Annotated in this window: 27 protein-coding genes; 18 read left to right on the top strand and 9 right to left on the bottom strand. The window is 72.2% G+C overall.

Going from position 1 to position 24,596, the window contains the following annotated elements:
* Nucleotides 1-93 precede the first annotated feature (93 nt).
* Nucleotides 94-624: an NUDIX hydrolase gene (locus ACIQV3_RS17425; RefSeq protein ID WP_403713256.1), complete on the top strand. Its 531-nt coding sequence runs from the start codon at nt 94-96 to the stop codon at nt 622-624.
* A 30-nt stretch (nt 625-654) separates the two neighbouring features.
* On the opposite strand, the gene ACIQV3_RS17420 is transcribed toward ACIQV3_RS17425, so the two are convergent.
* Nucleotides 655-1,551, bottom strand: a complete 897-nt coding sequence (locus tag ACIQV3_RS17420; RefSeq protein WP_243334100.1) for a 3-hydroxybutyryl-CoA dehydrogenase — start codon at nt 1,549-1,551, stop codon at nt 655-657.
* Nucleotides 1,552-1,702: 151 nt separating this feature from the next.
* Here ACIQV3_RS17420 and ACIQV3_RS17415 point away from each other — a divergent pair, with 151 nt between their 5' ends.
* A complete protein-coding gene (locus ACIQV3_RS17415) occupies nt 1,703-2,977 on the top strand; it encodes a glycoside hydrolase family 10 protein (protein WP_403713255.1) in 1,275 nt (424 codons plus the stop codon).
* Between the two features lie 103 nt (nt 2,978-3,080).
* On the opposite strand, the gene ACIQV3_RS17410 is transcribed toward ACIQV3_RS17415, so the two are convergent.
* Together ACIQV3_RS17410 and ACIQV3_RS17405 are read right to left on the bottom strand one after the other, a co-directional pair.
* On the bottom strand, nt 3,081-3,278 hold the full coding sequence (locus ACIQV3_RS17410; protein WP_403713253.1) for a DUF1918 domain-containing protein: 198 nt from the start codon (nt 3,276-3,278) through the stop codon (nt 3,081-3,083).
* 40 nt (nt 3,279-3,318) lie between these two features.
* The gene (locus tag ACIQV3_RS17405) at nt 3,319-4,269 is read right to left on the bottom strand and encodes a DMT family transporter (RefSeq protein WP_403713252.1); all 951 of its coding nucleotides are present in this window, start codon (nt 4,267-4,269) and stop codon (nt 3,319-3,321) included.
* Between ACIQV3_RS17405 and ACIQV3_RS17400 the strand changes: the two genes are divergently transcribed.
* Both ACIQV3_RS17400 and ACIQV3_RS17395 read left to right on the top strand, forming a co-directional pair.
* Nucleotides 4,268-5,716 carry a PLP-dependent aminotransferase family protein gene (locus tag ACIQV3_RS17400; protein ID WP_403713251.1) on the top strand — a complete coding sequence of 483 codons (1,449 nt, stop codon included), beginning with the start codon at nt 4,268-4,270 and terminating at the stop codon, nt 5,714-5,716. The genes ACIQV3_RS17405 and ACIQV3_RS17400 overlap by 2 nt on opposite strands.
* Before the next feature lie 50 nt (nt 5,717-5,766).
* A complete protein-coding gene (locus ACIQV3_RS17395) occupies nt 5,767-6,552 on the top strand; it encodes an N-acetyltransferase (RefSeq protein WP_403713250.1) in 786 nt (261 codons plus the stop codon).
* 9 nt (nt 6,553-6,561) lie between these two features.
* Here ACIQV3_RS17395 and ACIQV3_RS17390 read toward each other — a convergent pair whose 3' ends face one another.
* Complete coding sequence (locus tag ACIQV3_RS17390; protein WP_403713248.1) at nt 6,562-7,167, bottom strand: carbohydrate-binding module family 14 protein; 606 nt, start codon at nt 7,165-7,167, stop codon at nt 6,562-6,564.
* A gap of 285 nt (nt 7,168-7,452) precedes the next feature.
* Between ACIQV3_RS17390 and ACIQV3_RS17385 the strand changes: the two genes are divergently transcribed.
* Nucleotides 7,453-7,785: a hypothetical protein gene (locus ACIQV3_RS17385; protein ID WP_403713247.1), complete on the top strand. Its 333-nt coding sequence runs from the start codon at nt 7,453-7,455 to the stop codon at nt 7,783-7,785.
* A gap of 11 nt (nt 7,786-7,796) precedes the next feature.
* Here the strand turns inward: ACIQV3_RS17385 and ACIQV3_RS17380 are convergent, their stop codons facing one another.
* On the bottom strand, nt 7,797-8,576 hold the full coding sequence (locus ACIQV3_RS17380) for a LysR family substrate-binding domain-containing protein (protein WP_403713246.1): 780 nt from the start codon (nt 8,574-8,576) through the stop codon (nt 7,797-7,799).
* A 37-nt stretch (nt 8,577-8,613) separates the two neighbouring features.
* On the opposite strand from ACIQV3_RS17380, the gene ACIQV3_RS17375 reads away from it, so the two are divergent.
* From ACIQV3_RS17375 to ACIQV3_RS17340, 8 genes are all read left to right on the top strand, one after another.
* On the top strand, nt 8,614-9,039 hold the full coding sequence (locus ACIQV3_RS17375) for a DUF5997 family protein (RefSeq protein ID WP_403713245.1): 426 nt from the start codon (nt 8,614-8,616) through the stop codon (nt 9,037-9,039).
* Between the two features lie 107 nt (nt 9,040-9,146).
* Entirely contained in the window at nt 9,147-9,578 is a 432-nt protein-coding gene (locus ACIQV3_RS17370; protein WP_403713244.1) for a helix-turn-helix transcriptional regulator, read from the top strand.
* A gap of 9 nt (nt 9,579-9,587) precedes the next feature.
* Nucleotides 9,588-10,004: a VOC family protein gene (locus ACIQV3_RS17365; protein ID WP_403713243.1), complete on the top strand. Its 417-nt coding sequence runs from the start codon at nt 9,588-9,590 to the stop codon at nt 10,002-10,004.
* Nucleotides 10,005-10,284: 280 nt separating this feature from the next.
* Nucleotides 10,285-11,313: an N-acetyl-gamma-glutamyl-phosphate reductase gene (gene argC / locus ACIQV3_RS17360; protein ID WP_403713242.1), complete on the top strand. Its 1,029-nt coding sequence runs from the start codon at nt 10,285-10,287 to the stop codon at nt 11,311-11,313.
* The gene (gene argJ, locus ACIQV3_RS17355) at nt 11,310-12,482 is read left to right on the top strand and encodes a bifunctional glutamate N-acetyltransferase/amino-acid acetyltransferase ArgJ (RefSeq protein WP_403713241.1); all 1,173 of its coding nucleotides are present in this window, start codon (nt 11,310-11,312) and stop codon (nt 12,480-12,482) included. The genes argC and argJ overlap by 4 nt, the downstream gene beginning before the upstream one ends.
* On the top strand, nt 12,479-13,447 hold the full coding sequence (gene argB, locus ACIQV3_RS17350; protein ID WP_403713240.1) for an acetylglutamate kinase: 969 nt from the start codon (nt 12,479-12,481) through the stop codon (nt 13,445-13,447). The genes argJ and argB overlap by 4 nt, the downstream gene beginning before the upstream one ends.
* Complete coding sequence (locus ACIQV3_RS17345; RefSeq protein ID WP_403713239.1) at nt 13,444-14,643, top strand: acetylornithine transaminase; 1,200 nt, start codon at nt 13,444-13,446, stop codon at nt 14,641-14,643. Before argB ends, ACIQV3_RS17345 begins: the two co-directional genes overlap by 4 nt.
* Before the next feature lie 22 nt (nt 14,644-14,665).
* Nucleotides 14,666-15,202: an arginine repressor gene (locus tag ACIQV3_RS17340; RefSeq protein ID WP_250744663.1), complete on the top strand. Its 537-nt coding sequence runs from the start codon at nt 14,666-14,668 to the stop codon at nt 15,200-15,202.
* 7 nt (nt 15,203-15,209) lie between these two features.
* Here ACIQV3_RS17340 and ACIQV3_RS17335 read toward each other — a convergent pair whose 3' ends face one another.
* On the bottom strand, nt 15,210-15,878 hold the full coding sequence (locus ACIQV3_RS17335; RefSeq protein ID WP_403713424.1) for a L,D-transpeptidase: 669 nt from the start codon (nt 15,876-15,878) through the stop codon (nt 15,210-15,212).
* A gap of 33 nt (nt 15,879-15,911) precedes the next feature.
* Nucleotides 15,912-16,508 carry a pyridoxamine 5'-phosphate oxidase family protein gene (locus ACIQV3_RS17330; RefSeq protein ID WP_403713423.1) on the bottom strand — a complete coding sequence of 199 codons (597 nt, stop codon included), beginning with the start codon at nt 16,506-16,508 and terminating at the stop codon, nt 15,912-15,914.
* Nucleotides 16,509-16,622: 114 nt separating this feature from the next.
* Between ACIQV3_RS17330 and ACIQV3_RS17325 the strand changes: the two genes are divergently transcribed.
* On the top strand, nt 16,623-17,816 hold the full coding sequence (locus ACIQV3_RS17325; protein ID WP_403713238.1) for an argininosuccinate synthase: 1,194 nt from the start codon (nt 16,623-16,625) through the stop codon (nt 17,814-17,816).
* A gap of 122 nt (nt 17,817-17,938) precedes the next feature.
* Nucleotides 17,939-19,369: an argininosuccinate lyase gene (argH, locus tag ACIQV3_RS17320; RefSeq protein WP_403713237.1), complete on the top strand. Its 1,431-nt coding sequence runs from the start codon at nt 17,939-17,941 to the stop codon at nt 19,367-19,369.
* Between the two features lie 75 nt (nt 19,370-19,444).
* On the opposite strand, the gene ACIQV3_RS17315 is transcribed toward argH, so the two are convergent.
* A complete protein-coding gene (locus tag ACIQV3_RS17315) occupies nt 19,445-19,960 on the bottom strand; it encodes an HAD domain-containing protein (RefSeq protein WP_403713236.1) in 516 nt (171 codons plus the stop codon).
* A gap of 111 nt (nt 19,961-20,071) precedes the next feature.
* Between ACIQV3_RS17315 and ACIQV3_RS17310 the strand changes: the two genes are divergently transcribed.
* The 3 genes from ACIQV3_RS17310 to ACIQV3_RS17300 all read left to right on the top strand — a co-directional run bounded on the left by ACIQV3_RS17310 (nt 20,072) and on the right by ACIQV3_RS17300 (nt 23,712).
* On the top strand, nt 20,072-20,623 hold the full coding sequence (locus ACIQV3_RS17310; protein ID WP_403713235.1) for a TetR/AcrR family transcriptional regulator: 552 nt from the start codon (nt 20,072-20,074) through the stop codon (nt 20,621-20,623).
* Nucleotides 20,620-22,164: an MFS transporter gene (locus tag ACIQV3_RS17305; RefSeq protein WP_403713234.1), complete on the top strand. Its 1,545-nt coding sequence runs from the start codon at nt 20,620-20,622 to the stop codon at nt 22,162-22,164. The genes ACIQV3_RS17310 and ACIQV3_RS17305 overlap by 4 nt, the downstream gene beginning before the upstream one ends.
* Before the next feature lie 69 nt (nt 22,165-22,233).
* Complete coding sequence (locus ACIQV3_RS17300) at nt 22,234-23,712, top strand: membrane-associated oxidoreductase (protein ID WP_403713232.1); 1,479 nt, start codon at nt 22,234-22,236, stop codon at nt 23,710-23,712.
* A gap of 6 nt (nt 23,713-23,718) precedes the next feature.
* Here the strand turns inward: ACIQV3_RS17300 and ACIQV3_RS17295 are convergent, their stop codons facing one another.
* Entirely contained in the window at nt 23,719-24,339 is a 621-nt protein-coding gene (locus ACIQV3_RS17295; RefSeq protein WP_267756847.1) for a 1-acyl-sn-glycerol-3-phosphate acyltransferase, read from the bottom strand.
* Nucleotides 24,340-24,596 lie beyond the last annotated feature (257 nt).

The following is a 24,596-nucleotide window of genomic DNA, read 5'->3' as shown; positions in this document are numbered from 1 at the left end:
GTGGCGTTCACTGCGCCGCCCTGTGCGCGTTCCCCTGGGCCGGGGTGAACTGCTGCCATGTTGCCACCTACTCGATCGGAAGGTGGCAGAACCGTGCAGTGGACGAACCTGAGTGAGCAAACCGTGTACACGAACCGCTGGTTCGACGTGAATCTCGCCGACGTGGAACTCCCCGACGGCCGGCACCTGGACCACTTCGTCATCCGGCTGCGCCCGGTCGCCGTCGCCACGGCCGTCAACGCGGCCAACGAGGTGCTGCTGCTGTGGCGCCACCGCTTCATCACCGACAGCTGGGGCTGGGAACTGCCCGCCGGGGTCGTCGAGGACGGGGAGTCCGTGGAGCGGGCGGCCGCCCGCGAGATGGAGGAGGAGTCGGGCTGGCGGCCCGGCCCCCTGCACCACCTGATGACCGTGGAGCCGTCCAACGGGCTGACCGACGCCCGCCACCACCTCTACTGGGCGGACGGGGCCACGTACGTGGGCCACCCCGAGGACGACTTCGAGTCCTCGCGCCGCGAATGGGTACCGCTCAAGCTGGTCCCCGGCATGATCGCGCGCGGCGAGATCCCGGCCGCCAACATGGCGGCCGGGCTGTTGCTGCTGCACCACCTGCGGCTCGGCTGACCCGCAGGTGGCGGGGGTGCGGCCGAGGGGTCAGCCGTACGGGTAGAAGCCCGAGCCGGTCTTGCGGCCGAGGCGGCCGGCGTCGACCATGCGCTGGAGCAGCGGGGGAGCCGCGTACAGGGGCTCCTTGAACTCCGCGTACATCGAGTCGGCCACCGAGGCCACCGTGTCCAGGCCGATGAGGTCCGCGAGCTTCAGCGGGCCCATCGGGTGGGCGCAGCCCAGCTCCATGCCGTTGTCGATGTCCTCGCGGCTCGCGATGCCCGACTCGAACATCCGGATCGCGGACAGCAGGTACGGGATGAGGAGCGCGTTGACGACGAAGCCGGAACGGTCCTGGGCGCGGATCGCGTGCTTGCCCAGCGCCTGACCGACCAGCGCCTCGGCGCGCTTGATGGTCTCGTCGCTCGTGGTCAGCGCCGGGATCAGTTCGACGAGCTGCTGCACCGGGGCCGGGTTGAAGAAGTGGATGCCGATGACCTGGTCGGGACGCGAGGTCGCGACGGCCAGCTTCACCAGCGGAATCGAGGAGGTGTTGGAGGCGAGGATCGCGTCCGGGCGGGTGACCACCTGGTCGAGGACCTGGAAGATCTCCGTCTTGACCTGCTCGTTCTCGACGACCGCCTCGATCACGAGGTCGCGGTCGGCGAACTCGCCGAGATCGGTGGTGAACGACAGGCGGGCCAGTGTCGCGTCCCGCTCCTCCTCGCTGATCTTGCCGCGTTCGGCGGCCCTGGTCAGAGAGGTGTGCAGCCGGGTCCGCCCGAGTTCGAGTGCCTCGCCGGTGGTTTCGGCGACCATCACCTCGAGCCCGCTCCGGGCGAACACCTCCGCGATGCCCGCGCCCATCTGGCCACAGCCCACTACGCCGACGCGTGCGATGTCGTCTGGGAGGTCCGTCACATCGTGCCTTTCGCTGCTCTCCATCGCGGGTCCCCCGTACTCGTGCAGTGGTAACTGCGTTCCGGCGCCCGCCACGCCCCCCGACGTTACCCCCGTCCTTGCCCGGCGTGTCGGGCCGGGGCGGGCATGCTGGGCGGACAGTAAGCAATGTCACGTAGCGGATCGGAGTCGTCACATGGCGTCCATCGGGAGGCGGAGCATCGGGAGGAGGGGAGTCCTGGCCGCGGCGGCGGGGGTGCTGGCCGCCGTGGCGGCCGCCCCCGCGCGAGCGGCGGGGCCGGCGGAGGCGGGCGGGGCGGGGCGGGGGCGCGCGGCGGGCGAGCCCGCGTTCCGCGGGATGTGGGTGGCCTCCGTACAGAACGTCGACTGGCCCTCGCGGAGCGGGCTTTCCGCGCGCGAGCAGCGCGCCGAGCTGCTGGACCTGCTCGACACCGCCGTCGCCCGCCGCCTCAACGCGGTGATCCTCCAGGTCCGGCCCACCGCCGACGCGATGTGGCCCTCGGCGCGCGAGCCCTGGTCGCAGTGGCTCAGCGGGGAGCAGGGGGTCGACCCCGGCTGGGACCCGCTCGGCACGGCGGTGGCCGAAGCGCACGCCCGGGGGCTGGAACTGCACGCCTGGTTCAACCCGTACCGGGTGGCCAACCACACCGACAGCAGCCTGCTCGTCCCCGGGCACCCGGCCCGGCGCAACCGGGGCTGGACCGTGCCTTACGGCGGCAAGCTGTACTACAACCCGGGGCTGCCGGAAGTCCGCCGCTTCGTGCAGGACGCCATGCTCGACGCCGTGGCCCGCTACCCCCTCGACGGGGTGCACTGGGACGACTACTTCTACCCGTACCCCGTCGAGGGCCGCGATTTCGACGACGACGACGCCTACGAGCAGTACGGCCGGGCCTTCGCGACCCGCGCCGACTGGCGCCGCCACAACACCGACACCCTCGTCCGCGAGATGTCCGAGCGGCTGCGGGCGCTGCGCCCCGCGACGCGCTTCGGCATCAGCCCCTTCGCCGTCTGGCGCAACTCCGACCGCGATCCGCTCGGTTCGCCGACGCAGGCGGGCGTCGCCACGTACGACGACCTGTACGCGGACACCCGCAAGTGGGTGCGCGAGGGCTGGATCGACTACATCGTGCCGCAGGCGTACTGGCAGATCGGCCACCCGGCCGCCGACTACGCCGCCATCGTCCCCTGGTGGGCGCGGACCGTCGCGGGCACCCGCGTCCAGCTCTACGTGGGGGAGGCGCTGTACCGCTGCGATGCGCAGAGCTCCACGGCCGCCTGGCGCGATCCGCGCGAGCTGTCCCGGCACCTGCGGTTCGCCGCCGGATACCCGGAGGTCCGCGGCCACGCCTACTTCTCCGCGAAGCAGGTGGACGCGGACCCCAACGGGGCGATGGCCCGGGTGGTCGCCGATCACTACCCGACGCCGGTGGCGGTGCCGCCGCGCTGATCCGGTGCTCCGCGGCGGCCCTTGCCGGCCTTGCCTCCGGCAGCCGGTAAGGGCCGCCGTACTTCCGGCGGCCGGCCCTCGCCGGAGGGACGGCCGCCGTTCCTCAGTGGTCCTGGTCGGCCGGGTGCTTCACGACGCAGTCGGGGCCGGGGGACATGACGGCCTCGTGTCCGTCCGTGAAGCGGACGCGGTAGGGAGGGGTGCCGTTCTCTCCCAGGACCTGGGTGATCTCACCGACCTTGTCGTGCTGGCCCACGATCCTGCCGTGCTGAACCAGCTGGTCGCCCTCGGTCGCGCGCATGCTGACCTCCTCGGTGGCGGTCCGATCCGGTGCTAGCAGTTTAGGTCGTCCCGCCCCTTTTTGACCCGTCGGGCCGCTGCGTCACGGCGATGCAGACGAGCACCGCGCAGGCGGCGACGGGCGCGGCCGGGGACAGGTGCTCGCCGAGCAGCAGCACCGACCACAGCAGGGTCAGCAGCGGCTGCGCGAGCTGGAGCTGGCTCGCGCGGGCCGCCCCGATCTCGGCCATGCCCCGGTACCAGACGAAGAGGCCGAGGAAGGAGGAGCCGACCGCCACCCAGACCAGCCCGGCCACCCCCCGGCCGGTCAGCTCGACCGGTTCGTACGCGAGCCCGAGCGCGGAGCCGATCAGGCCGATGGGCAGGCACACCACCAGCGCCCAGGCGATCACCTGCCAGCCCGGCAGCAGCCGGGCCAGGCGCCCGCCCTCGGTGTACCCGGCCGCGCACACCAGCAGCGCGGCGAAGAGGAGGGCGTCGCCGGCCGACAGGGCGCCGCCGCTCTGGGCGACGGTGAAGCCGAGGACGATGACCGCGCCGGCCACGGCCGCGGCCCAGAACCGCCGCGAGGGCCGGGCCCCGGTGCGCAGAGAGGAGACGACCGCCGTGGTGAGCGGGAGCAGACCGACGACCACGGCGGCGTGCGAGGTGGTGGAGGTCTGCAGGGCGAGGGTGGTCAGCAGCGGGAAGCCGACGACCACACCGCCGGCGACGACCGCCAGCCCCGCCCAGTGGGCGCGGGCCGGCACCGGGACGCGCAGGGCCAGCAGGAAGGCGCCGGCCGTCAGGCCCGCGAGCAGACAGCGCAGGCCGAAGAGGGACCACGGGCCGAAGCTCTCCAGGCCCCAGGCGGTGCCGGGGAAGGTCAGCGAGAAGGTGACGACTCCGGCCGCGGCGAGCGTGGTGCCCCCGAGGGCGGGCCGGCGGGTGCCGGTACCGGTGCCCCGAACTGCTATCGCGTGGGGGAGAGTAGCGCTATTCTGTGCTGTCATGTACGAGCGTAGCAGTGTGGCGGAACTGGCGGAGTCCCTTCGCGCCGAACTGGACCGCTACTCGGTGGGTGGAAAGCTCCCGTCGAGCAGGGCCCTGGTCGAGCAGTACCGGGTCAGCCCCGTCACCGTCTCCCGGGCCCTCGCCCAGCTCGCCGCCGAAGGCCTGGTGGTCACCCGACCCGGAGCCGGGGTCTACCGTGCGCAGCCCCGTACGCGGGCACCCGCGCCCGGCGACACCTCCTGGCAGGCCGTCGCCCTGAGCGCCGAGGACTCCGGCGAGGTGGTTCCGCGCTCCGTGGACGCCTCCGGGGTGCTGGTCACCCTGGCCGCCCCGCCCGCCGGGGTCATCGAACTGCACAGCGGCTACCTGCACTCGGCGCTCCAGCCCGAGCGGGCCATGGCGGCGGCCCTCGCCCGGGCCGGCCGGCGGCCCGGGGTGTGGGGGAGGCCGCCCGTGGAGGGCCTGCCCGAGCTGCGGGACTGGTTCGCCCGGGAGATCGGCGGGGCCGTCGCGGCCGGGGACGTACTGGTGACCGCGGGCGGCCAGAGCGCGCTCGCCACCGCCCTGCGGGCGCTCGCCCCGCCCGGGGCGCCGATCCTCGTCGAATCCCCGACCTACCCGGGGCTGCTGGCCCTCGCGCGGGCCGCCGGCTGCCGCCCGGTGCCGGTCCCGGTGGACGCGGACGGGGTCCGGCCGGAGCTGCTGGCCGCCGCCTTCGAAGCGACCGGGGCGCGGGTGTTCGTATGCCAGCCGCTGTTCCAGAACCCGACCGGGACCGTGCTGTCCGGGGAGCGGCGGGGGGAAGTGCTGCGGATCGCGCGCGCCGCCGGGGCGTTCGTCCTGGAGGACGACTACGCGCGGTCCCTGGCCCACGAGGACTCGGGCCCGCTGCCGGCGCCGCTCGCCGCCGACGATCCCGACGGGGTGGTCGTCCACGTGCGGTCCCTGACCAAGGTCACCTCGCCCAGCCTGCGGGTGGGCGCGCTGGCGGCCCGCGGCCCGGTCTTCGACCGGCTGCGCGCCATCCAGGTCGTGGACAGCTTCTTCGTGCCCCGGCCGCTCCAGGAGGCCGCCCTGGAGCTGGTGGGCGCACCCGCCTGGCCGCGCCACCTCAAGTCCGTGGCCGCCGAGCTGCGCCATCGCCGGGACGTCCTCACCGGAGCGCTGCGGCGGGAGCTGCCGGAGCTGGAAGTGCCCCATCCGCCGCGCGGCGGCTACCAGTTGTGGGCGCGGCCCGGCGGGGGCGGCGACGACGCGGCCTTCGTCGCGGCCGCGCTGCGGTCCGGGGTCGCGGTCGCGCCGGGACGGCCGTACTTCTGCGCGGAACCGCCCGGCCCGTTCGTCCGGCTGAGCTTCGCCGGGGTGTCCGGCGCGGGCGAACTGACCGAGGCAGTACGGCGGTTGCGGGCCGGCCGGGATCCGAAGGCGACGGCCCCATTCGGTTGAGACGGCCCAATTCGGTTGAGGCGCCGATGAGCCGTGCCTAGCCTGCGGGCATGGACGACAGCACAGACACCAGCGCCAGCGGTTCGGGCATCCGGATCACCACGATCGCGGAGCGGCCCGAACTGGCGGCCCGGCTCTGGGACATGAAGGACTCGTGGCCCGAGTTCGCGCAGCACGACGCGCTGGCCTGGCTGTTGTATCCGCGGATGGTGGCCGAGTTCCCGGAGTACGTCCTGATCGCCACGGACGGGGACGCGGTGGTCGCCCGGGGCTTCAGCCTGCCCTTCGCGCAGCACGCGCCGGGCCGCGACGGGGTGCTGCCCGCACAGGGCTGGGACCGGATCCTGATGTGGGCCTTCTCCGACCTGCGGCGCGGGGTCGAGGCCGACACCGTGAGCGCGATCGAGATCAGCGTCGCGGCCGACCGGCAGGGCGAGGGGCTCTCGGGCCTGATGCTCGCCGCGATGCGCGAGAACGCCCGCGCGCGCGGCTTCGCCGAGGTGGTGGCCCCGGTCCGGCCCAGCGGGAAGCCCGCCGAGCCGGACACCTCGATCCACGCGTACGCGTACCGCACCCGCGAGGACGGCCTCCCGTACGACCCGTGGCTACGGGTCCACGTGCGGGCGGGCGGCGTCATCGATTCGGTGGCCCCGCTGTCGATGACGATCACCGGCTCCCTCGCCCAGTGGCGGGAGTGGACCGGCCTCCCCTTCGACGCGGCCGGCCCGGTCCGGGTTCCGGGAGCCCTGTCCCCGGTCCACTGCGAACCGGAGCAGGGCTTCGCGGTCTACGTGGAGCCGAACGTCTGGGTCCGGCACGCGCTTTCCCGGAGCTAGAGGGGCGGTCTAGAGGAGCGCGATGGGGGCGGTGGCGGAGGAGGAGAGGTAGATCCCGCCGATGCCCGCGTAGGTGGCCCGGTAGCCGCGCAGGAGTTCGTCCAGCGGGATCGTCAGCCGGGCCGGGGTGTCGCAGCGGGCGGCCCCGAACTGGTCGGTGACGGCGGTGCACAGCGTCCGGCCGCCGACGGTGGTGAAGGTGACCGGTACGCCGTCCAGCCCGGCCGGGGCGTCCGCGATCCGTACGGTGGTGCTGAGGTTCCTGACCCCGAAGAGCAGCCCGCTGAGCTTCGCAGGACCGGCCGTGGTGACCGTGGCCACGGCGGGCCGGACCAGCTCGGGCGCCGCGCAGAGCTGGGTGCCGGGGGCGTAGACCTGCCCGGTGGGGCAGGCCACGACGGTGGCGATCCCGCCCGCGCACTGTACGTAGAACCGCTGGTCCTGCGGTCGCGGCAGCCGCCCGGTGGCGCCGCCGGCGCACGAGCCCTCGGCGGCGCTCGCGGGCACGGCCCCCATGCCCAGCGCGAGGAGCGCCCCGGCGGCCAGTGCGGCGAGCGCGGCCAGCCCCTTGCGGGCCCGTTTCCGGCTGGCCGGTCCCTTGGCGATGCGTAACACCCTTGCCCCCTGATCACTCAGTGTGATGAAATGACTACGAAGTGACCATAGGGGCGGGTGTGTGACGGGCGCAACGCCCTCGGGCCATCGCCAGAAAGTGCGATTACCCCCTGGCTTGAACGCGTTCAGTTCACGTGGGTTCGGCACGGGGGCGCGGGCACGGCGGGGATCGCGGCGCCCGGGCGGCGAGCGGCGAGCGGCGGCGCCGCGACGCGCCGGGCACGGGCCGCCCACTCCTGGCAGCGGGGGATCGCGCTGGCCGCGCTGCTCCTCCCGGTGGCGCCCGTGGCGGTGCTGCTCAAGGAGGGCGCCCCGCTCTTCGCGCTGGTGCTCCCGGTCCTCCTGCTCGCGGTGCCGACGGTGCTGCGCGGGAACCGGGCGCGGTTCAAGGCCTCGTGCGTGGCCGTCGCCGTCGTGCCGGCGGGGTGGTCGCTCGCCGGCGGGCCGGACCTGGCATGGATCTTCCTGCCGGTGTCGCTGCTCCTGCTGTGCGCGGCCTTCGCCGACCCGCGCGCGCACCCGGCCCTGGCCGCGGTCGCGACGGTCCTCGCCGTGTTCGTCGGGGTGGTGCCCGGCATCATCGCGATCACCGCCGCCCTCACACTGGCCGGCCGCTGAGCGGAACCCTCCTACCGGCCGCGGGGCTTCCCGCGCTTGCCGGTGGACTTCGCCGTGGCCTTGCCGCCCTTGGGGGCGCCGGAGCGCGGGTTCCTTGCGGCTGGCTTGCCGCCCGACTTGGGGGCGGGCTTACGGGCCGGCTTGGCCTTCTTCTGCTCGGGCTCGGGCTGCGTACGGCCGCGTCCGCGCGAGCTGTTGACCGTCCGCCCGCGCACGATCCCGATGAACTCCTCGACCAGCTCGGGGGTCTCGTCCGCCTCGGGCCACGACAGCGCGACGCGGGATTCGGGGGCGTCCAGCAGGGTCCGGTACGTGAGGTCCTTGCGGTGGTGCAGCCGCGCGAGCGACTGGGGCACGACCAGGACCCCGATGCCCGCCGCCACCAGCTCGATCGCGTCGGCCGTGGTCTCCGGGCGCTGGAGCGCGGCCTTGCCCGGCAGCTGCTCCCATTCGAGGGTGTCGTCCAGCGGGTGGAGCACGATGTCGTCGGCCAGCTCCGCGATCGACAGCTCCTCGGCCGCGGCCATGAGGTGGTCCTTGGGGATCACGACGACCGTGGTCTCGGTGTAGAGCGGGATCGCGCTGAGGTCCGTACGGTCGATCGGCAGCCGGACGAAGCCGGCGTCGGCGCCGCCGCCGCGCAGGAGGGCGGGAGCCTCGGCGGGAGTGACCTGGACGAGGGTCAGCGCAACGTCGGGCAGCCGCTCCTTCCAGATCCGGACCCACTTCGTGGGAGTCACCCCGGGGACGTATGCGAGCTGGAACGACGGGGGTGTCCGGGAGTCTGTCACCCGGCCAGATTACCGGCCGTGGTCGGAGGTGGCGCACATGCTCGATACCCTGGACCTCATGACGTCGCACCAGACCACCCAGACCATGAAGCCCGCCACCGCGGCGAAGAAGCTGGGTGTGTACCTCGAGGCCACCCCCGCAGAGTTCCAGGAGGGTGTCGTCTCGCGCACCGAGCTCACCGCCCTCCAGGCCGAGCCGCCCCAGTGGCTGCAGGACCTCCGGAACAACGGCCCGCACCCCCGTCCGGTGGTTGCGTCGAAGCTCGGCGTCTCCATCGCCGGCCTGGCGCGCGGCGGTGTCACCGAGGCGCTCACCACGGAGCAGATCGAGGCCCTCAAGCAGGAGATGCCGGAGTGGCTCGCGAAGGAGCGCGCCACCCAGGCGGACGTCCGCAAGGAGACCGTCCGCATCAAGCAGATGCAGGCGGAGAAGGCCGAGAAGGCCGCGAAGACCGAGAAGTAGCGGCCCCGCCGGACCCCCGCCGGACCCCGGTCGGACGCCGGTCGGACCCCGGTCGGACCCTGGTCGGACGCCTGTCCGCCCGCACCCGCCGTGAGATGCTGGTGCGCGTGACGATCGAGGACCTGGTGCGGCTGCGGCGGGCCCGGGATCGGATGGACCGCGACTACGCCGAGCCGCTGGACGTGCCGGCGCTGGCGTCCGTCGCCCTCATGTCGCCCGGGCACTTCTCCCGCAGCTTCCGGGCGGCCTTCGGGGAGACCCCGTACAGCTATCTCATGACCCGTCGCGTCGAGCGGGCCAAGGCGCTGCTGCGCCGGGGCGACCTGAGCGTGACCGAGGTCTGCTTCGCGGTCGGATGCACCTCGCTGGGATCGTTCAGCTCGCGCTTCACGGAGCTGGTCGGCGAGCCCCCCAGCGCCTATCGGGCCCGGCGGCACGAGGCGGGCGCCGCCATCCCGGCGTGCGTCGCCAAGGTCCACACCCGGCCCGTCCGCAGGCCCGCCGGTGGCGGGGGAGCGGGATCCGCGGCCGCGTCGTAGCGTCGGGGCATGACCATCAAGCTCGCGCAGTGCTTCATCGCCGTCGACGACCACGACAAGGCGCTGGCCTTCTACCGCGACGCCCTCGGCATGGAAGTGCGCAACGACGTCGCGTTCGAGGGGATGCGCTGGGTGACCGTCGGCTCGCCCGAGCAGCCCGACGTGGAGATCGTCCTCGAACCGCCGCTCGCCGACCCCGGGGCCTCGCCCGCCGATCGGCAGGCGATGGCGGAACTGCTGGCCAAGGGCGTGCTCCGCGGGGTGATCTTCGCGACGGACGACGTGGACGCCACCTTCGAACGCATCCGGGCCAGCGGCGCGGAGGTGCTCCAGGAGCCCGCCGACCAGCCGTACGGGGTCCGCGATTGCGCCTTCCGCGATCCGGCCGGCAATATGCTCCGCTTCAACCAGCCCCGGACCCGCTGACCCGTGACACGCTGACCCCGGACCCGCTACCCCGAGCCGCTGACCCCGAGCCGCCGTCCGCGAGGCCGAGGGGCTGAGGCGGGTGAGAGCCGGCGCGGCCCGGGCGGCCGAGCTGGTCGACCTGCTGGTGGCCGTGGTGAACGGCAATGGTCGCGGTGGTGTCCCTGGAGACCCCGGCCCCGTCTTCCTGACCGGCCACGGGGTTCCATCGGACTTGTCCCGCTGCTTTGCATAAACGTGCGGCCGTACGTATAGTCATGCCATCGAGGAGGAGGGTCCGATGGTGGTACGTGTAGCGGTGGCCGGTGCGAGCGGATACGCGGGCGGGGAAGTGCTGCGCCTGCTGCTGGCGCACCCCGAGGTGGAGATCGGCGCGCTGACCGCGAACTCCAACGCCGGGCAGCCGCTCGGTGCGCTCCAGCCGCACCTGGTGCCGCTGGCCGGACGCGTTCTGGAGGCGACCACGCCCGAGGTGCTCTCCGGTCATGATGTCGTCTTCCTGGCCCTGCCGCACGGCCAGTCCGCCGCCGTGGCCGCCCAGCTCGGCGAGGAGGTCCTCGTCGTCGACATGGGCGCCGACCACCGGCTCCAGGACTCCGCCGACTGGGACGAGTTCTACGGCGCCCCGCACGCCGGGACCTGGCCCTACGGCCTCCCCGAGCTGCCCGGCGCCCGCGCCGCGCTGGCCGGCTCCAAGCGCATCGCCGTCCCCGGCTGCTACCCGACCGCCGTCTCGCTCGCGCTGTTCCCGGCCTACGCCGCGCAGCTCGCCGAGCCCGAGGCCGTGATCGTCGCCGCCTCCGGCACCTCCGGCGCAGGCAAGGCGCTCAAGCCGAACCTGCTCGGCTCCGAGGTCATGGGCTCCATGAGCCCGTACGGGGTCGGCGGCGGCCACCGCCACACGCCCGAGATGGTGCAGAACCTCAGCCCCGTCGCCGGGCAGCGGGTTTCCGTCTCCTTCACGCCCACGCTGGCGCCGATGCCCCGCGGCATCCTGGCCACCTGCAGCGCCAAGGCGCTGCCGGGCACCACGGCCGACGCGGTCCGCGCCGCGTACGAGAAGGCCTACGCGGACGAGCCCTTCGTACACCTGCTGCCCGTGGGGCAGTGGCCGGCGACGGCGTCCGTCTACGGTTCCAACGCCGTTCAGATCCAGGTCGCGTACGACGAGGCCGCGCAGCGGATCATCGCGATCAGCGCCATCGACAACCTGACCAAGGGCACCGCCGGCGGCGCGGTCCAGAGCATGAACATCGCCCTCGGGCTCCCCGAGGCGCTGGGTCTTTCCACGATCGGAGTCGCACCGTGAGCGTCACGGCAGCACAGGGGTTCACGGCGGCGGGCATCGCCGCCGGGATCAAGGCGAACGGCAATCCCGACCTGGCCCTCGTGGTCAACACCGGGCCGCGCCTGGCCGCGGCGGGCGTCTTCACCTCCAACCGGGTCAAGGCCGCGCCCGTCCACTGGTCCGAGCAGGTCCTGCGCGGCGCCACCGTCAGCGCGGTGGTCCTCAACTCCGGCGGCGCCAACGCCTGCACCGGCCCCAAGGGCTTCCAGGACACCCACGCCACCGCCGAGAAGGTCGCGGAGGTCCTGAACCAGCAGGGTCTCGGGAACGGTGTCAACGCCGGCGAGGTCGCCGTCGCGTCCACCGGCCTGATCGGCGTCCTGCTCCCGATGGACAAGCTCCTCCCGGGCATCGAGACCGCGGCCGCCGCGCTCTCCGCCGGCGGCGGCGAGGCCGCCGCCATCGCCATCAAGACCACCGACACCGTGCACAAGACGGCCACGGTCAGCCAGGACGGCTGGACGGTCGGCGGCATGGCCAAGGGCGCGGGCATGCTCGCCCCGGGCCTGGCCACCATGCTCGTCGTCCTCACCACGGACGCCGACCTGGACAGCGCCACCCTCGACAAGGCGCTGCGCGCCGCGACCCGCACCACCTTCGACCGGGTCGACTCCGACGGCTGCATGTCCACCAACGACACGGTGCTGCTGCTCGCCTCCGGCGCGTCCGGCCAGGTGCCGGCGTACGAGACGTTCGCGGAGGCCGTGCGCACGGTCTGCGACGACCTGGCCCGCCAGCTGATCGGCGACGCCGAGGGCGCCAGCAAGGACATCCGCATCGAGGTCATCGGGGCGGCCACCGAGGAGGACGCGGTCGAGGTCGGCCGGTCCATCGCCCGCAACAACCTGCTCAAGTGCGCCATCCACGGCGAGGACCCGAACTGGGGCCGCGTCCTGTCCGCGATCGGCACCACGAAGGCCGCCTTCGACCCGGACCGGCTGAACGTCGCCATCAACGACGTCTGGGTCTGCAAGAACGGCTCGGTCGGCGAGGACCGCGACCTGGTGAGCATGAAGGGCCGCGAGGTCCGCGTCACCGCCGACCTGTCCACCGGTTCGGAGTCCGCGGTCATCTGGGCCAACGACCTGACCGCCGAGTACGTCCACGAGAACAGCGCGTACTCCTCATGAGCACCGCACGCAGGCACACCGCCCTGCCCAAGGCCGAGATCCTCATCGAAGCCCTGCCCTGGCTGACCCGGCACAACGGCAAGGTCGTCGTCATCAAGTTCGGCGGCAACGCCATGATCGACGAGGACCTCAAGGCCGCCTTCGCCCAGGACGTCGTCTTCCTGCGCCAGGCCGGCCTGAAGCCGGTCGTCGTGCACGGCGGCGGCCCGCAGATCAACGCCCAGCTCAACAAGCAGGGCCTGGTCAGCGAGTTCAAGGCGGGTCTGCGCGTCACCACGCCCGAGGCGATGGACGTCGTACGGATGGTCCTGGCCGGGCAGGTCCAGCGCGAGCTGGTCGGGCTGCTCAACCAGCACGGGCCGCTGGCCGTCGGCATGACCGGCGAGGACGCGCACACCATCACCGCCACCAAGTACCTGCCCGAGATCGACGGCGAGAGCGTCGACATCGGGCGGGTCGGCGAGATCACCGCCATCGACACCGGTGCGATCGAAGCGCTGCTGGCGGACGGCCGGATCCCGGTCATCTCCTCCATCGCGCGCAGCGCCGACGACCACCACGTGTACAACGTGAACGCCGACACGGCCGCCGCGGCGCTCGCCGCCGCGCTCGGCGCCGAGACGCTGATGGTCCTCACCGACGTGGAGGGGCTCTACGCGGACTGGCCCAACAGCGACGAGGTCATCAGCCGGCTCACCGTGAGCCAGCTGGAGAAGCTGCTGCCCGAGCTGTCCAGCGGCATGGTCCCCAAGATGGAGGGCTGCCTGCACGCCGTCCGCAACGGGGTGACCACCGCCCGGGTGATCGACGGACGGGTCCAGCACTCGATCCTGCTGGAGATCTTCACGGACGAGGGAATCGGCACGATGGTCGTGCCCGACGCACAGGCAGCGGTCACACAGGCAGCGGCAATACAGGCAGCGGCAACACAGGCAGTCCAGACACAGGGAGGGGACCCCGCATGACCGGAAACCAGGAGTTCGCCGCCCGCTGGCAGGGCGCGCTGACCAACAACTACGGCACCCCCGCGTTGGCGCTCGTACGCGGCGAAGGCGCGCAGGTCTGGGACGCGGACGGCAAGCAGTACACCGACTTCGTCGGCGGCATCGCGGTCAACGCCCTCGGGCACGCCCACCCGGCCATCGTCACCGCGGTGACCGAGCAGATCTCCACCCTGGGCCACGTCTCCAACCTCTACGCCTCCGAGCCGGTCCTCGTGCTCGGCGAGCGGCTGCTCCAGCTCTTCGGCCGCCCCGGCAAGGTCTTCTTCTGCAACTCCGGTGCCGAGGCCGTCGAGGCCGCCTTCAAGATCGGCCGGCTGACCGGGCGGACCCACATGGTCGCCACCGACGGCGGCTTCCACGGCCGCACCATGGGCGCCCTGGCGCTCACCGGCCAGCCCAAGAAGCAGGCCCCGTTCCTGCCGCTGCCCGGAGACGTCACGCACGTTCCGTATGGCGATGTGGAGGCCCTGCGGGCCGCCGTCACCGAAGAGACCGCATTGGTGATCATCGAGCCGATCCAGGGCGAGAACGGCGTGGTCGTCCCCCCGGCCGGCTACCTGACGGCCGCCCGCGAGATCACCCGTGCCACCGGCACCCTGCTCGTCCTCGACGAGGTGCAGACCGGCATCGGCCGCTGCGGCCAGTGGTTCGAGCACCAGGCGCACGAGGGCGTGGAGCCCGACGTAGTCACCCTCGCGAAGGGCCTCGGCGGTGGTCTGCCGATCGGCGCCGTCGCCGCCTTCGGGCCCGTGGCCGACCTGCTCCAGCCCGGTCACCACGGCACCACCTTCGGCGGCAACCCGATCGCGTGCGCCGCCGGCCTCGCCGTGATCGACACCATCGCCGCCGACGGGCTCCTCGACCAGGTCAAGGAGCGCGGCGAGCGTCTGCGGGGCGGAATCGAGGGATTCGCACACCCGCTCGTCTCGCACGTCCGCGGTGCGGGCCTCCTGCTGGGTATCGTGCTGACCGAGCCGCTCGCACCGCAGGTGCAGCGCGCGGCTCAGGACGCCGGCTTCCTGGTCAACGCGCCCGCCCCCGACGTCGTACGGCTCATGCCCCCGTACGTGCTGACCGAGGCCGAGGCGGACGCGTTCCTCCAGGCCCTGCCCGGCGTGCTGGACGCGGCGAAGTCCGCCGCGGACGTGGACGGATGATCAATCGGGGAATGGGACGACGATGAGTCAGGCGCAGGAACACGAGCCGAACGGCCAGTCCGTTCCGCAGACCCGCACCGCGCGCCACCGGCGGATCGTGGACATCCTCAACCGGCAGCCGGTCCGCTCCCAGAGCCAGCTGGCCAAGCTGCTCGCCGACGACGGGCTGAGCGTCACCCAGGCGACGCTCAGCCGCGACCTCGACGAGCTCGGCGCGGTGAAGATCCGCAACACCGGCGGCGAGCTGATCTACGCGGTTCCCAGCGAGGGTGGCTTCCGCACCCCGCAGGCGCCGCTCGGCGAGTCGGCGAAGGAGGAGCGCATGCGGCGCCTCTCCGGCGAACTGCTGATCTCCGCGGAGGCCTCCGCGAACCTCGTGGTCCTGCGCACCCCGCCGGGTGCGGCCCAGTTCCTCGCCTCCGCGATCGACCAGGCCGAACTCCAGGCCATCCTCGGCACGATCGCGGGCGACGACACCCTGATGCTGATCAGCCGCGACCCGGCGGGCGGCCAGGCCCTCGCCGACCACCTGCTGAGGCTGGCCCAGAAGGAAGGCTGAGCCTTCCTCAGAACCGGGTGACGGCCAGCTCGCCGGACTCCGTGCCGATCGCGATGTGCGGCTGCCTGCGCGGGTCCGCCCAGCGCAGCACCGCGCGCATCGCGCTCTCGGGGACCGACACGCAGCCGGCGGTCGCGCCCTTGCCGTTCACGTGCAGGAAGATGCCCGCGCCCCGGCCCCGTACCGGGTGCTCGTAGTTGAAGTCGACGACCAGGGCGTGCGCGTACTGCTTCGCGTACGCGGCCAGGTGCTCCGCCTCGCCGGGCGCGCAGTCCGCGGGCAGCGGCTCCACCCAGCGGTTGTAGCTCGCCGAGGCGTTGTCCTGGCACCACCAGGAGTCGGGGGTCACCCGCCGGTAGCGGTACGCCGTACCGGCCGGGGCGGGCGCGATGCCGAAGGCGTAGGGGAGCGCGTACAGGCCCGCCGGGGTGGTGTTCGTGCCCTGGGTCCGGGGCGCGCCCTCGGTCAGCCCGTTCGCGCCGAAGCGGGCCGGCGCGCTCCCCGTCGCGTACCAGCGGCCCGCCCGCCGGTCCCACCAGGTCAGGCGCCCGGTCGTGGAGCCGGCGGCCGGAGCCACGGCGGTGATCAGCTGGCTGCCGCCGCCGGTGTCGGCGAGCCGGGCGGGCAGCGGGGGGTCACCGTGGGGGCTCCGTACCAGCAGGCTGGTGACGATCAGTGAGGTGGCGAGGAGCGCGGTACGCAGCACATGTCAGACGGTACGGGGCGGAAGGGGCAGCGGCAGCGCAGGCAGGCCGTCGACGCTCACTGCGATGAACTCCTTCTTCTCGCAGTAGGCGTTGAACCCCTCGTCCGTCTTGCGGCCGAAGTACTCCGCGTGGAGCGTGCGCTCGCCCTGGTACTCCATCATCGGGACGGCGAACCCGCACACGGTGGCGATCCGCCGGGTCCTCACGAGGATCACGGCGCGCGCCGAGGGCCCGTCGGCGTCTGCGAACCGCTCGATCAGCCCGTCCCAGCGCGGGTCGTCGCGGAAGACCGCCTCGCCGTCGCCGTGGATGCGCACGATGTTCGGCGGCCCGCTGAACGCGCACCACATCAGCGTGATGCGGCCGTTCTCGCGGACGTGCGCGATGGTCTCGGCGCCGCTGCCGCCGAAGTCCAGGTAGGCGAGGGTCGTCTCGTCGATGACGACGAGCGTCCCGGCGCGGCCCTTGGGGGAGAGGTTGACGTGTCCGTCACCCGAGAGCCGGGAGCGGCGCAGCCTGAAGGCGGCCCGGCGGGGTGGCCGAGCAGGCTCCGCAGCGGCGGTGCGTCCGGCCGCTGGGGGTCGACCGCTCCCATATATGCGCAGGTCAGCGGAGGTGACCCCGGACTCGATTGACGAAACATGCAGAGCAGTGCATAGTTATGCCTACCGCTGTTGGGCAAGACGGCGGATGCACCGTGTAAGGAGAACCCCGTGGCCGAGCGCGTCGTACTCGCCTATTCAGGCGGCCTGGACACCTCCGTCGCCATCGGCTGGATCGCCGAGGAGACGGGCGCCGAGGTCATCGCCGTCGCGGTGGACGTCGGTCAGGGCGGCGAGGACCTGGACGTCATCCGCAAGCGGGCGCTCGCCTGCGGCGCGGTAGAGGCCGAGGTCGCCGACGCCAGGGACGAGTTCGCCGACGAGTACTGCCTCCCGGCGATCAAGGCGAATGCCCTCTACATGGACCGCTACCCGCTGGTCTCCGCGCTCTCGCGGCCGGCCATCGTCAAGCACCTCGTGGCCGCCGCCCGCAAGCACGGCGCCACCACCGTCGCCCACGGCTGCACCGGCAAGGGCAACGACCAGGTCCGCTTCGAGGCCGGCATCGCCGCCCTCGGCCCCGACCTCACGTGCATCGCCCCGGTCCGCGACTACGCGATGACCCGCGACAAGGCCATCGCCTTCGCCGAGAAGGCGAACCTGCCGATCGCGACCACCAAGAAGTCCCCGTACTCCATCGATCAGAACGTCTTCGGGCGCGCCGTCGAGACGGGCTTCCTGGAGGACATCTGGAACCCGCCGATCGAGGACATCTACGAGTACACCGCGGACCCGGCCCTGCCGCGCGAGGCCGACGAGGTCGTCATCTCCTTCAAGGAGGGCGTCCCGGTCGCCATCGACGGCAAGCCCGTCACCGTGCTCCAGGCCATCCAGCAGCTCAACGAGCGCGCCGGGGCCCAGGGCATCGGCCGGATCGACATCGTCGAGGACCGGCTCGTGGGCATCAAGTCCCGCGAGGTGTACGAGGCCCCGGGCGCGATCGCGTTGATCACCGCCCACCAGGAGCTGGAGAACGTCACCGTTGAGCGCGAACTGGCCCGCTACAAGCGGCAGGTCGAGCAGCGCTGGGGCGAGATGGTCTACGACGGTCTGTGGTTCTCCCCGCTGAAGCGGGCGCTGGACGGTTTCGTCAACGAGGCCAACCAGCACGTCAGCGGCGACATCCGGATGACCCTGCACGGCGGCCGCGCCGTCGTCACCGGCCGGAAGTCGGACGAGTCGCTCTACGACTTCAACCTCGCGACCTACGACTCGGGCGACACCTTCGACCAGTCGAAGGCCCAGGGATTCATCGAGATCTTCGGTCTGTCCTCGAAGATCGCGGCCCGCCGCGACCTCGCCTGATCCACACCGTTCGTACCCTCGCTACCCCGGGTAACCGCAGTACGAACCGCTTCCCCGTTACCTCCGCGGCGGGGAGGCGGTTGCACATCCGAAGCCATGCACGTTCTTGAGGAGCAGTAGCTGTGAGCAGCAACAACGGTGGTGACGTCCGGCTCTGGGGCGCCCGGTTCGCCGACGGTCCCGCCGAGGCCCTCGCGAAGCTGTCCGCGTCGGTCCACTTCGACTGGTGCCTGGCCCCGTACGACATCGCGGGTTCCAAGGCCCACGCCCGCGCGCTCGCCAAGGCGGGCCTGCTGACGGCGGACGAGCTCGGCCGCATGCTCGACGGTCTGGACCAGCTCGCGGTCGACGTGGCGAACGGCTCCTTCACCGGCACCATCGCCGACGAGGACGTCCACACCGCACTGGAGCGGGGCCTGCTGGAGCGGCTCGGCGCCGACCTCGGCGGCAAGCTGCGCGCCGGCCGGTCGCGCAACGACCAGATCGCCACCCTGTTCCGCATGTACCTGCGCGACCACGCCCGGATCATCGGGGGCCTCGTCGCCGAGCTCCAGGACGCGCTGATCGGCCTCGCCGAGGCGCACGCCGACGTGGCCATGCCGGGCCGGACCCACCTGCAGCACGCGCAGCCGGTGCTCTTCGCCCACCACGTACTGGCCCACGTGCAGGCCCTGTCCCGGGACGCGGAGCGGCTGCGCCAGTGGGACACCCGGACCGCGGTGTCCCCGTACGGCTCGGGCGCCCTGGCGGGCTCCTCGCTCGGCCTGGACCCGGAGGCGGTCGCCGCCGACCTGGGCTTCGAGCGCGGCTCGGTCGGCAACTCCATCGACGGCACGGCCTCGCGCGACTTCGTCGCCGAATTCGCCTTCGTCACCGCGATGATCGGCATCAACCTGTCGCGGATCGCGGAGGAGATCATCATCTGGAACACGAAGGAGTTCTCCTTCGTGACCCTGCACGACGCCTTCTCCACCGGGTCCTCGATCATGCCGCAGAAGAAGAACCCGGACATCGCGGAGCTGGCGCGCGGCAAGTCGGGCCGCCTCATCGGCAACCTGACGGGCCTGCTCGCCACCCTGAAGGCCCTTCCCCTGGCTTACAACCGGGACCTCCAGGAGGACAAAGAGCCGGTCTTCGACTCCTGCGACACCCTCGAAGTCCTGCTGCCCGCCTTCACCGGCATGATGGCGACCCTCACGGTCAACCGGGAGCGGATGGAGGAGCTGGCCCCGGCCGGCTTCTCGCTCGCCACCGACATCGCGGAGTGGCTGGTCAAGCAGGGCGTGCCGTTCCGGGTGGCGCACGAGGTGGCCGGCGAGTGCGTCAAGGAGTGCGAGGGGCTCGGCATCGAGCTCGACGAGCTGACGGACGAGCAGTTCGCGAAGATCTCGGAGCACCTGACGCCGGAGGTCCGTACGGTCCTCAACGTCAAGGGCGCACTGGCCTCCCGCGACGGCCGCGGCGGCACCGCCCCGTCGGCGGTCGCGATCCAGCTCACGGAGCTGAAGGCCGACCTGGTCATCCAGCACGCCTGGGCCACGCACAAGAACTGACCGCGGTGCCCGGAGGGGCGGTCGGAGCCTTCGGGCCCCGGCCGCCCCTCCGGCGTGTCCGGTCGGGCTCCGGCGTCACGCCGCCCAGTCCGCCAGCGCGTCGAAGTCGGCCCGGACCAGCCCGATCTGCTCGTCGATCCGCAGCAGCAGCGCGTGCGCCGGGTGGCGCTGCTCTACGTATGCGCGGTCCAAGTCGGTGATGTCGTCGTCGATCCAGGCGAAGGGCCGCTCGCCCGCGTACTCCAGGATGTACTGGGTCTTCCAGAAGGTCCCGCGCGGCGCCCGCCCGTGCATCTGGGGCCAGTCGATCCAGGGGAGCTCCGGCAGGCCCAGGTGCGGGCCTATCCACTCGTTCGCCTCGCCCTTCCAGGTGGTCGCCCAGACCAGCTCGTACGCCTCCGCGAGCGCGAGCAGCTCCTCGCCGTGGCCGGGATTCAGCCAGACCCGCAGCGGCTTCGCGCTCTGCGCCTCCGTCCAGCCCGTCGGGCGCATCCGGTGGGTGCGGTAGCCCTCGGGGCGGCGCTGGGGCTTGGCCGCGTAGGGGTTCAGCGGGCCGTCCACGTCGATCAGCAGCAGGGGCTTCGGGTTCATCTCGGCATGCTTCCTTCCGGCGCCCGAGGGGGCACCTCATTTTTGAGTGAGGGAGCGGGTGAGTGAGGCCTCGATGAGACACTGACGTCTCATTCGGGTTATGGTTGTCTCATGGCCATGGATCGTGATCAGGTGCTCCGCGCCGCCGCCGCCCTGCTCTCCCGCAAATCGACCGCCACGATGGACGAGGTCGCGAGGGCCGCCGGCATCGGCCGCGCGACCCTCCACCGGCACTTCGCGGGGCGCGACGCCCTCGTACGGGCGCTCGAGGAGCTCGGGATCCGGGAGTTCGAGGTGGCCTTCGACAACGCCCGCCTCGACGAGGGCACGGCCGTGGACGCGCTCCGCAGGCTCGTCGCCGAGGCGGAGCCCAACGCCGAGCTGCTGGCCTTCCTCGTCACCGAGAACCAGCTCTTCGAGGGGGACCAGGTCAACGAGGGCTGGGCCCGCCTCGACGCCCGCGTCGGCGAGCTCTTCCGGCGCGGCCAGCGCGAGGGCGACATCCGGATCGACCTGAGCCCCGCCTGGCTCACCGAGGCCCTTTACAGCCTCATCGGCGCCTGCGCCTGGGCCGTCATGGACGGCCGGGTCGCAGCCAAGGACTTTCAGTACATGATCATCGAGTTGCTGCTCGGTGGCGCACGACGGAGTGTGGAGAAATGAGCCGTACCGAACAGCTGACCCGGACGAAGGGGGCGGAGGGCCGTCGCCGCGGGCGCTGGCTCGCGCTCTCCGTGCTCGTACTGGCCGTCCTGCTGGTCGCCGTCGACGCCACCGTACTCGGTCTCGCCACGCCCGCCCTCAGCGAGGACCTGAAGCCCTCGGGCACCCAGCTCCTGTGGATCGGCGACATCTACTCCTTCGTCATCGCCGGCCTGCTCGTCTCCATGGGCTCCCTAGGCGACCGGATGGGCCGCAAGAAGCTCCTCCTCGTCGGCGCGACCGCCTTCGGCGCCGTCTCGGTCCTCAACGCCTACGCCACCAGCCCCGAGATGATGATCATCGCCCGGGCCCTGCTCGGCGTGGCCGGCGCGACCCTGATGCCCTCCACCCTCGCGCTGATCCGCAACATCTTCCACGACCCCAAGGAGCGCAGCCTCGCCATCGGCATCTGGGGCGCCACCGCCTCGGCCGGCGCGGCCGTCGGCCCGGTGGTCGGCGGAGCCCTGCTCCAGCACTTCTGGTGGGGCTCGGTCTTCCTCATCAACCTCCCCGTGATGGTCGTCCTGGTCATCGTCGGCATCAAACTGCTGCCCGAGTCCAAGAACCCGGTCGCCGGCCCCTGGGACCTCTTCAGCGTCGGCCTCTCCCTCGTCGGCATCATCGGCGTGGTCTACGCCGTCAAGCAGGTCGCCACCCACGGCATGGGCTGGGAGGTCTGGGCGGCCGCCGTCATCGGAGCGGGCGCGCTCTACACCTTCGTACGCCGCCAGTTCACGCTGCCGGCCCCGCTCCTCGACATGCGACTGTTCAAGCACCGCGGGTTCTCCGGCGCGGTCCTCGCCGACCTGCTCACCGTTTTCGGCCTGTCCGGGCTGGTCTTCTTCCTCTCCCAGTTCCTCCAGCTCGTCCAGGGCCGCGACCCGCTCGAAGCGGGTCTCGCCGAACTGCCCGCCGCCGTCGGCGCCGTGGTCACCGGCCTGGTCGCCGGAAGGTACGCCCGCAAGTACGGGGTACGGGTCATCGTGACCGCAGGCCTCGCCGCCATCGGCATCGCGCTGGCCGCGCTGACCGTGATCCACAAGGAGACCGGCTACCCGCTGCTCGGCGCGGCCCTGCTCATCGTCGGCCTCGGCGCCGGCTTCTCCTTCACGGTCACCGCCGACGTGATCCTCTCCAGCGTCCCCAAGGAGCAGGCCGGTTCCGCCTCGGCCGTCTCCGAGACCGCCTACGAACTGGGCGCCGCCCTCGGCATCGCCCTGCTCGGCTCGGTCGTCACCGGCGTCTACCAGGGCTTCACCGCCCCCGCCTCCGTCACCGGACCCGTCGCCGACGCCGCCCACGAATCGCTCGGCGGAGCCGTCGAAGCCGCACGGTCGCTGGACCCGCAGACCGCCCAGCAGATGGTCGGCGCCGCCCAGGAGGCCTTCGTGGACGGCCTGCGGCTGGCCTCCGGCGTCGGCGCGGCCGTCCTGCTGGCCACCGCGGTGGCGGCCTGGTTCCTCCTCAAGGGGCAGGAGCTCCAGGACGGCATCGAGCACTGACCCGAGGCCAGGGGGTGCTGTTTCAGCCACAGTTGACAGTCCGTCGGACCGCGGGACACCATCCCGGCGATGGAGATCACCGACCTGAGCCCCGCTGAGCGCCGCGTATGGGACGCCTTCCCCCGGGGAGAAGGCGTCGACTTCCGGGAGGACCGGGCCGAGGAGGCCACGGGCGGCGCCTCGTGGGGACCCGACCGGACCGTACGCGCCGAAGTCCTGGCCTTCCTGCTGCTGCGCGGCGCGGCCCCGCTCGACGGGCAGGTCCCCGGGCTGAACGTCCGGGGCGCCCGGATCACCGGCAAGCTCAACCTCAAGTACGCCGACATCGAACACGCGATCCGGCTACGGGCCTGCTGGTTCGAGCGCAAACCCCTGCTCTACGGGGCCCGGTTGCGCATCGTGTCACTGAGCGACTCGGCGCTGCCCGGCCTGACCGCCTCCACCGTCAGCGTCGACATAGCGCTCAAGCTGTCCTGCTGCCGCATCACCGGGCCGGTACGCCTCGCCGGCGCCCGGATAGCCGGCGGACTCTTCCTCCAGAAGGCGGTCATCGGCACGGCGGGCCCTGCCGAGGCGGGCCAGGAGGCGGCGCTCCAGTTCAACCACGCCGACATCGGGACCGACGTCATCGCCATGGAACTGACCGTCCACGGCCAGACCCGCATCAACGGCGCCACCGTCGGCGGCCAGATCAACTTCGACGACGCCCGGCTCCTCGCCCCCGGCGCCACCGCGCTGCACGCCGAAATCCTCAACGTCGGCACCGACCTGCGCGCCATGCGGCTGGAAGCCCGCGGCCGGGTGAACCTCACCGGCTCCCGGATACCGGGCCAGCTCAACCTTGCCTACGCCCGCCTCATCAACCCCGGCGGCATCGCGCTGCGTGCCTCAAGCTGCGTCGCCGGCGAGGTGTGGCTGCGCAACTGCCCGACCGTCCAGGGCGACGTGAACCTGCGCCGTTCCCAGTTCGACCTGCTCCACGTCGCGCCCGAGACCTGGCCGCAGCAGATTCGCATCGCGGGACTCTCCTACCGAGCCCTCAGTCCACACGTCCCCGCCGAGCAGCGCCTGCCCGTCCTGGCGCGGGAGGAGTCGGGCTACCTCCCGCACGCCTACGAACAGCTGGCCGCGGCCTACCGCACGGCGGGCGACGAGGCGGGAGCACGGACCGTCCTCCTGGCGAAGCTGCGCCGCCACCGCGACACCCTCCCGCGGGTCGCGAGGTTCTGGGGGCTGCTCCAGGACGCCACCGTCGGCTACGGGTTCCGCCCGCTGCGCGCCGCGGGCTGGCTGCTGGCCCTGCTGATCACGGGGACGCTCGCGTACGGGCTGCACCCGCCCCGGGAACTGAAGCCGGGGGAGGCGCCGGAGTTCAACCCGGTCTTCTACACGCTCGACCTGATGGTGCCGATCATCAGCTTCGGCCAGGAGGCGGCCTACACGCCGGACGGCTGGTACCAGTGGCTGTCGTACCTGCTGATCGTGACCGGCTGGGTCCTCGCCACGACGACCGCGGCGGGCGTCAGCCGGTCACTGCAACGGCAGTAGCGGGGGTCAGGCCGCCTTGGCCTTGGTCGCGTACATGTCCACGTACTCCTGGCCGGAGAGCCGCATGACCTCGGCCATCACCGAGTCGGTGACGGCGCGCAGCACGTAGCGGTCGCGGTCCATGCCCTCGTACCGGGAGAACTCCATCGGCTCGCCGAACCGGACGGTGACGCGGCCCGGGCGCGGCATGCCGGCGCCGCCGGGCTGGAGCTTGTCGGTGCCGATCATCGCGAAGGGGACGACGGGCGCGCCGGTCATCAGGGTCAGGCGGGCGATGCCGGTGCGGCCCCGGTAGAGGCGGCCGTCGGGGGAGCGGGTGCCCTCGGGGTAGATCCCGAAGATCTTGCCCTCTTCGAGGATCCGGCGGCCCGTCATCAGGGCGGCGACGCCGCCGTTGGCCCCGTCGCGGTCCACCGGGATCATGCCGGCGCCGGTGAAGAACCAGGCCATGGCCCGGCCCTTGATGCCCTTGCCGGTCACGTACTCGTCCTTGCCGATGAAGTGGACCGTGCGGTCGCACACCAGCGGCAGGATCATCGAGTCGATGAAGGTGAGGTGGTTGCCCGCGAGGATCACCGGCCCGGTGCCCGGAATGTTCTCGATGCCCTCGACGCGGGTGCGGAACATCAGGCGCATGACGGGTCCGACAGTGGCTTTGATCAGGCGCGTACGGAACAACGTGGGCCCTCCGGCATCGAAAAGCTAAGGTTCTCGCACCCACCACGCGGCGGTAGTGCAGGTGAGGACGATACTCGCGGGTCCCCTCTGATCGCACATCGGGTTCACGAGGTGGATACGCAGTGTTGACGCACGTTTCCGCCGTGTTCCGCCCGTGCACCCCCGCCCGCCACCCGAGCTTGCCTACCATCGGCACGCGGATTCGG

It is taken from the genome of Streptomyces sp. NPDC099050, assembly GCF_044759865.1.
Lineage (GTDB): Bacteria > Actinomycetota > Actinomycetes > Streptomycetales > Streptomycetaceae > Streptomyces.
The sequence above is the reverse complement of the archived record's forward strand: the minus strand, read 5'-3'. Positions and strand labels throughout refer to the sequence as shown.

What these genes read in the sequence shown, in the direction of transcription:
- ACIQV3_RS17375 (WP_403713245.1), top strand. Translation starts at nt 8,614, where the DNA reads ATGCTCGATACCCTGGACCTCATGACGTCGCACCAGACCACCCAGACC.
- ACIQV3_RS17365 (WP_403713243.1), top strand. Translation starts at nt 9,588, where the DNA reads ATGACCATCAAGCTCGCGCAGTGCTTCATCGCCGTCGACGACCACGAC.
- ACIQV3_RS17400 (WP_403713251.1), top strand. Translation starts at nt 4,268, where the DNA reads ATGTACGAGCGTAGCAGTGTGGCGGAACTGGCGGAGTCCCTTCGCGCC.
- ACIQV3_RS17415 (WP_403713255.1), top strand. Translation starts at nt 1,703, where the DNA reads ATGGCGTCCATCGGGAGGCGGAGCATCGGGAGGAGGGGAGTCCTGGCC.
- ACIQV3_RS17300 (WP_403713232.1), top strand. Translation starts at nt 22,234, where the DNA reads ATGGAGATCACCGACCTGAGCCCCGCTGAGCGCCGCGTATGGGACGCC.
- ACIQV3_RS17315 (WP_403713236.1), bottom strand. Translation starts at nt 19,960, where the DNA reads ATGAACCCGAAGCCCCTGCTGCTGATCGACGTGGACGGCCCGCTGAAC.
- ACIQV3_RS17395 (WP_403713250.1), top strand. Translation starts at nt 5,767, where the DNA reads ATGGACGACAGCACAGACACCAGCGCCAGCGGTTCGGGCATCCGGATC.
- argB (WP_403713240.1), top strand. Translation starts at nt 12,479, where the DNA reads ATGAGCACCGCACGCAGGCACACCGCCCTGCCCAAGGCCGAGATCCTC.
- ACIQV3_RS17405 (WP_403713252.1), bottom strand. Translation starts at nt 4,269, where the DNA reads ATGACAGCACAGAATAGCGCTACTCTCCCCCACGCGATAGCAGTTCGG.
- ACIQV3_RS17410 (WP_403713253.1), bottom strand. Translation starts at nt 3,278, where the DNA reads ATGCGCGCGACCGAGGGCGACCAGCTGGTTCAGCACGGCAGGATCGTG.
- ACIQV3_RS17420 (WP_243334100.1), bottom strand. Translation starts at nt 1,551, where the DNA reads ATGGAGAGCAGCGAAAGGCACGATGTGACGGACCTCCCAGACGACATC.
- argC (WP_403713242.1), top strand. Translation starts at nt 10,285, where the DNA reads ATGGTGGTACGTGTAGCGGTGGCCGGTGCGAGCGGATACGCGGGCGGG.
- ACIQV3_RS17310 (WP_403713235.1), top strand. Translation starts at nt 20,072, where the DNA reads ATGGCCATGGATCGTGATCAGGTGCTCCGCGCCGCCGCCGCCCTGCTC.
- ACIQV3_RS17340 (WP_250744663.1), top strand. Translation starts at nt 14,666, where the DNA reads ATGAGTCAGGCGCAGGAACACGAGCCGAACGGCCAGTCCGTTCCGCAG.
- ACIQV3_RS17345 (WP_403713239.1), top strand. Translation starts at nt 13,444, where the DNA reads ATGACCGGAAACCAGGAGTTCGCCGCCCGCTGGCAGGGCGCGCTGACC.
- ACIQV3_RS17305 (WP_403713234.1), top strand. Translation starts at nt 20,620, where the DNA reads ATGAGCCGTACCGAACAGCTGACCCGGACGAAGGGGGCGGAGGGCCGT.
- ACIQV3_RS17295 (WP_267756847.1), bottom strand. Translation starts at nt 24,339, where the DNA reads ATGTTCCGCACCCGCGTCGAGGGCATCGAGAACATTCCGGGCACCGGG.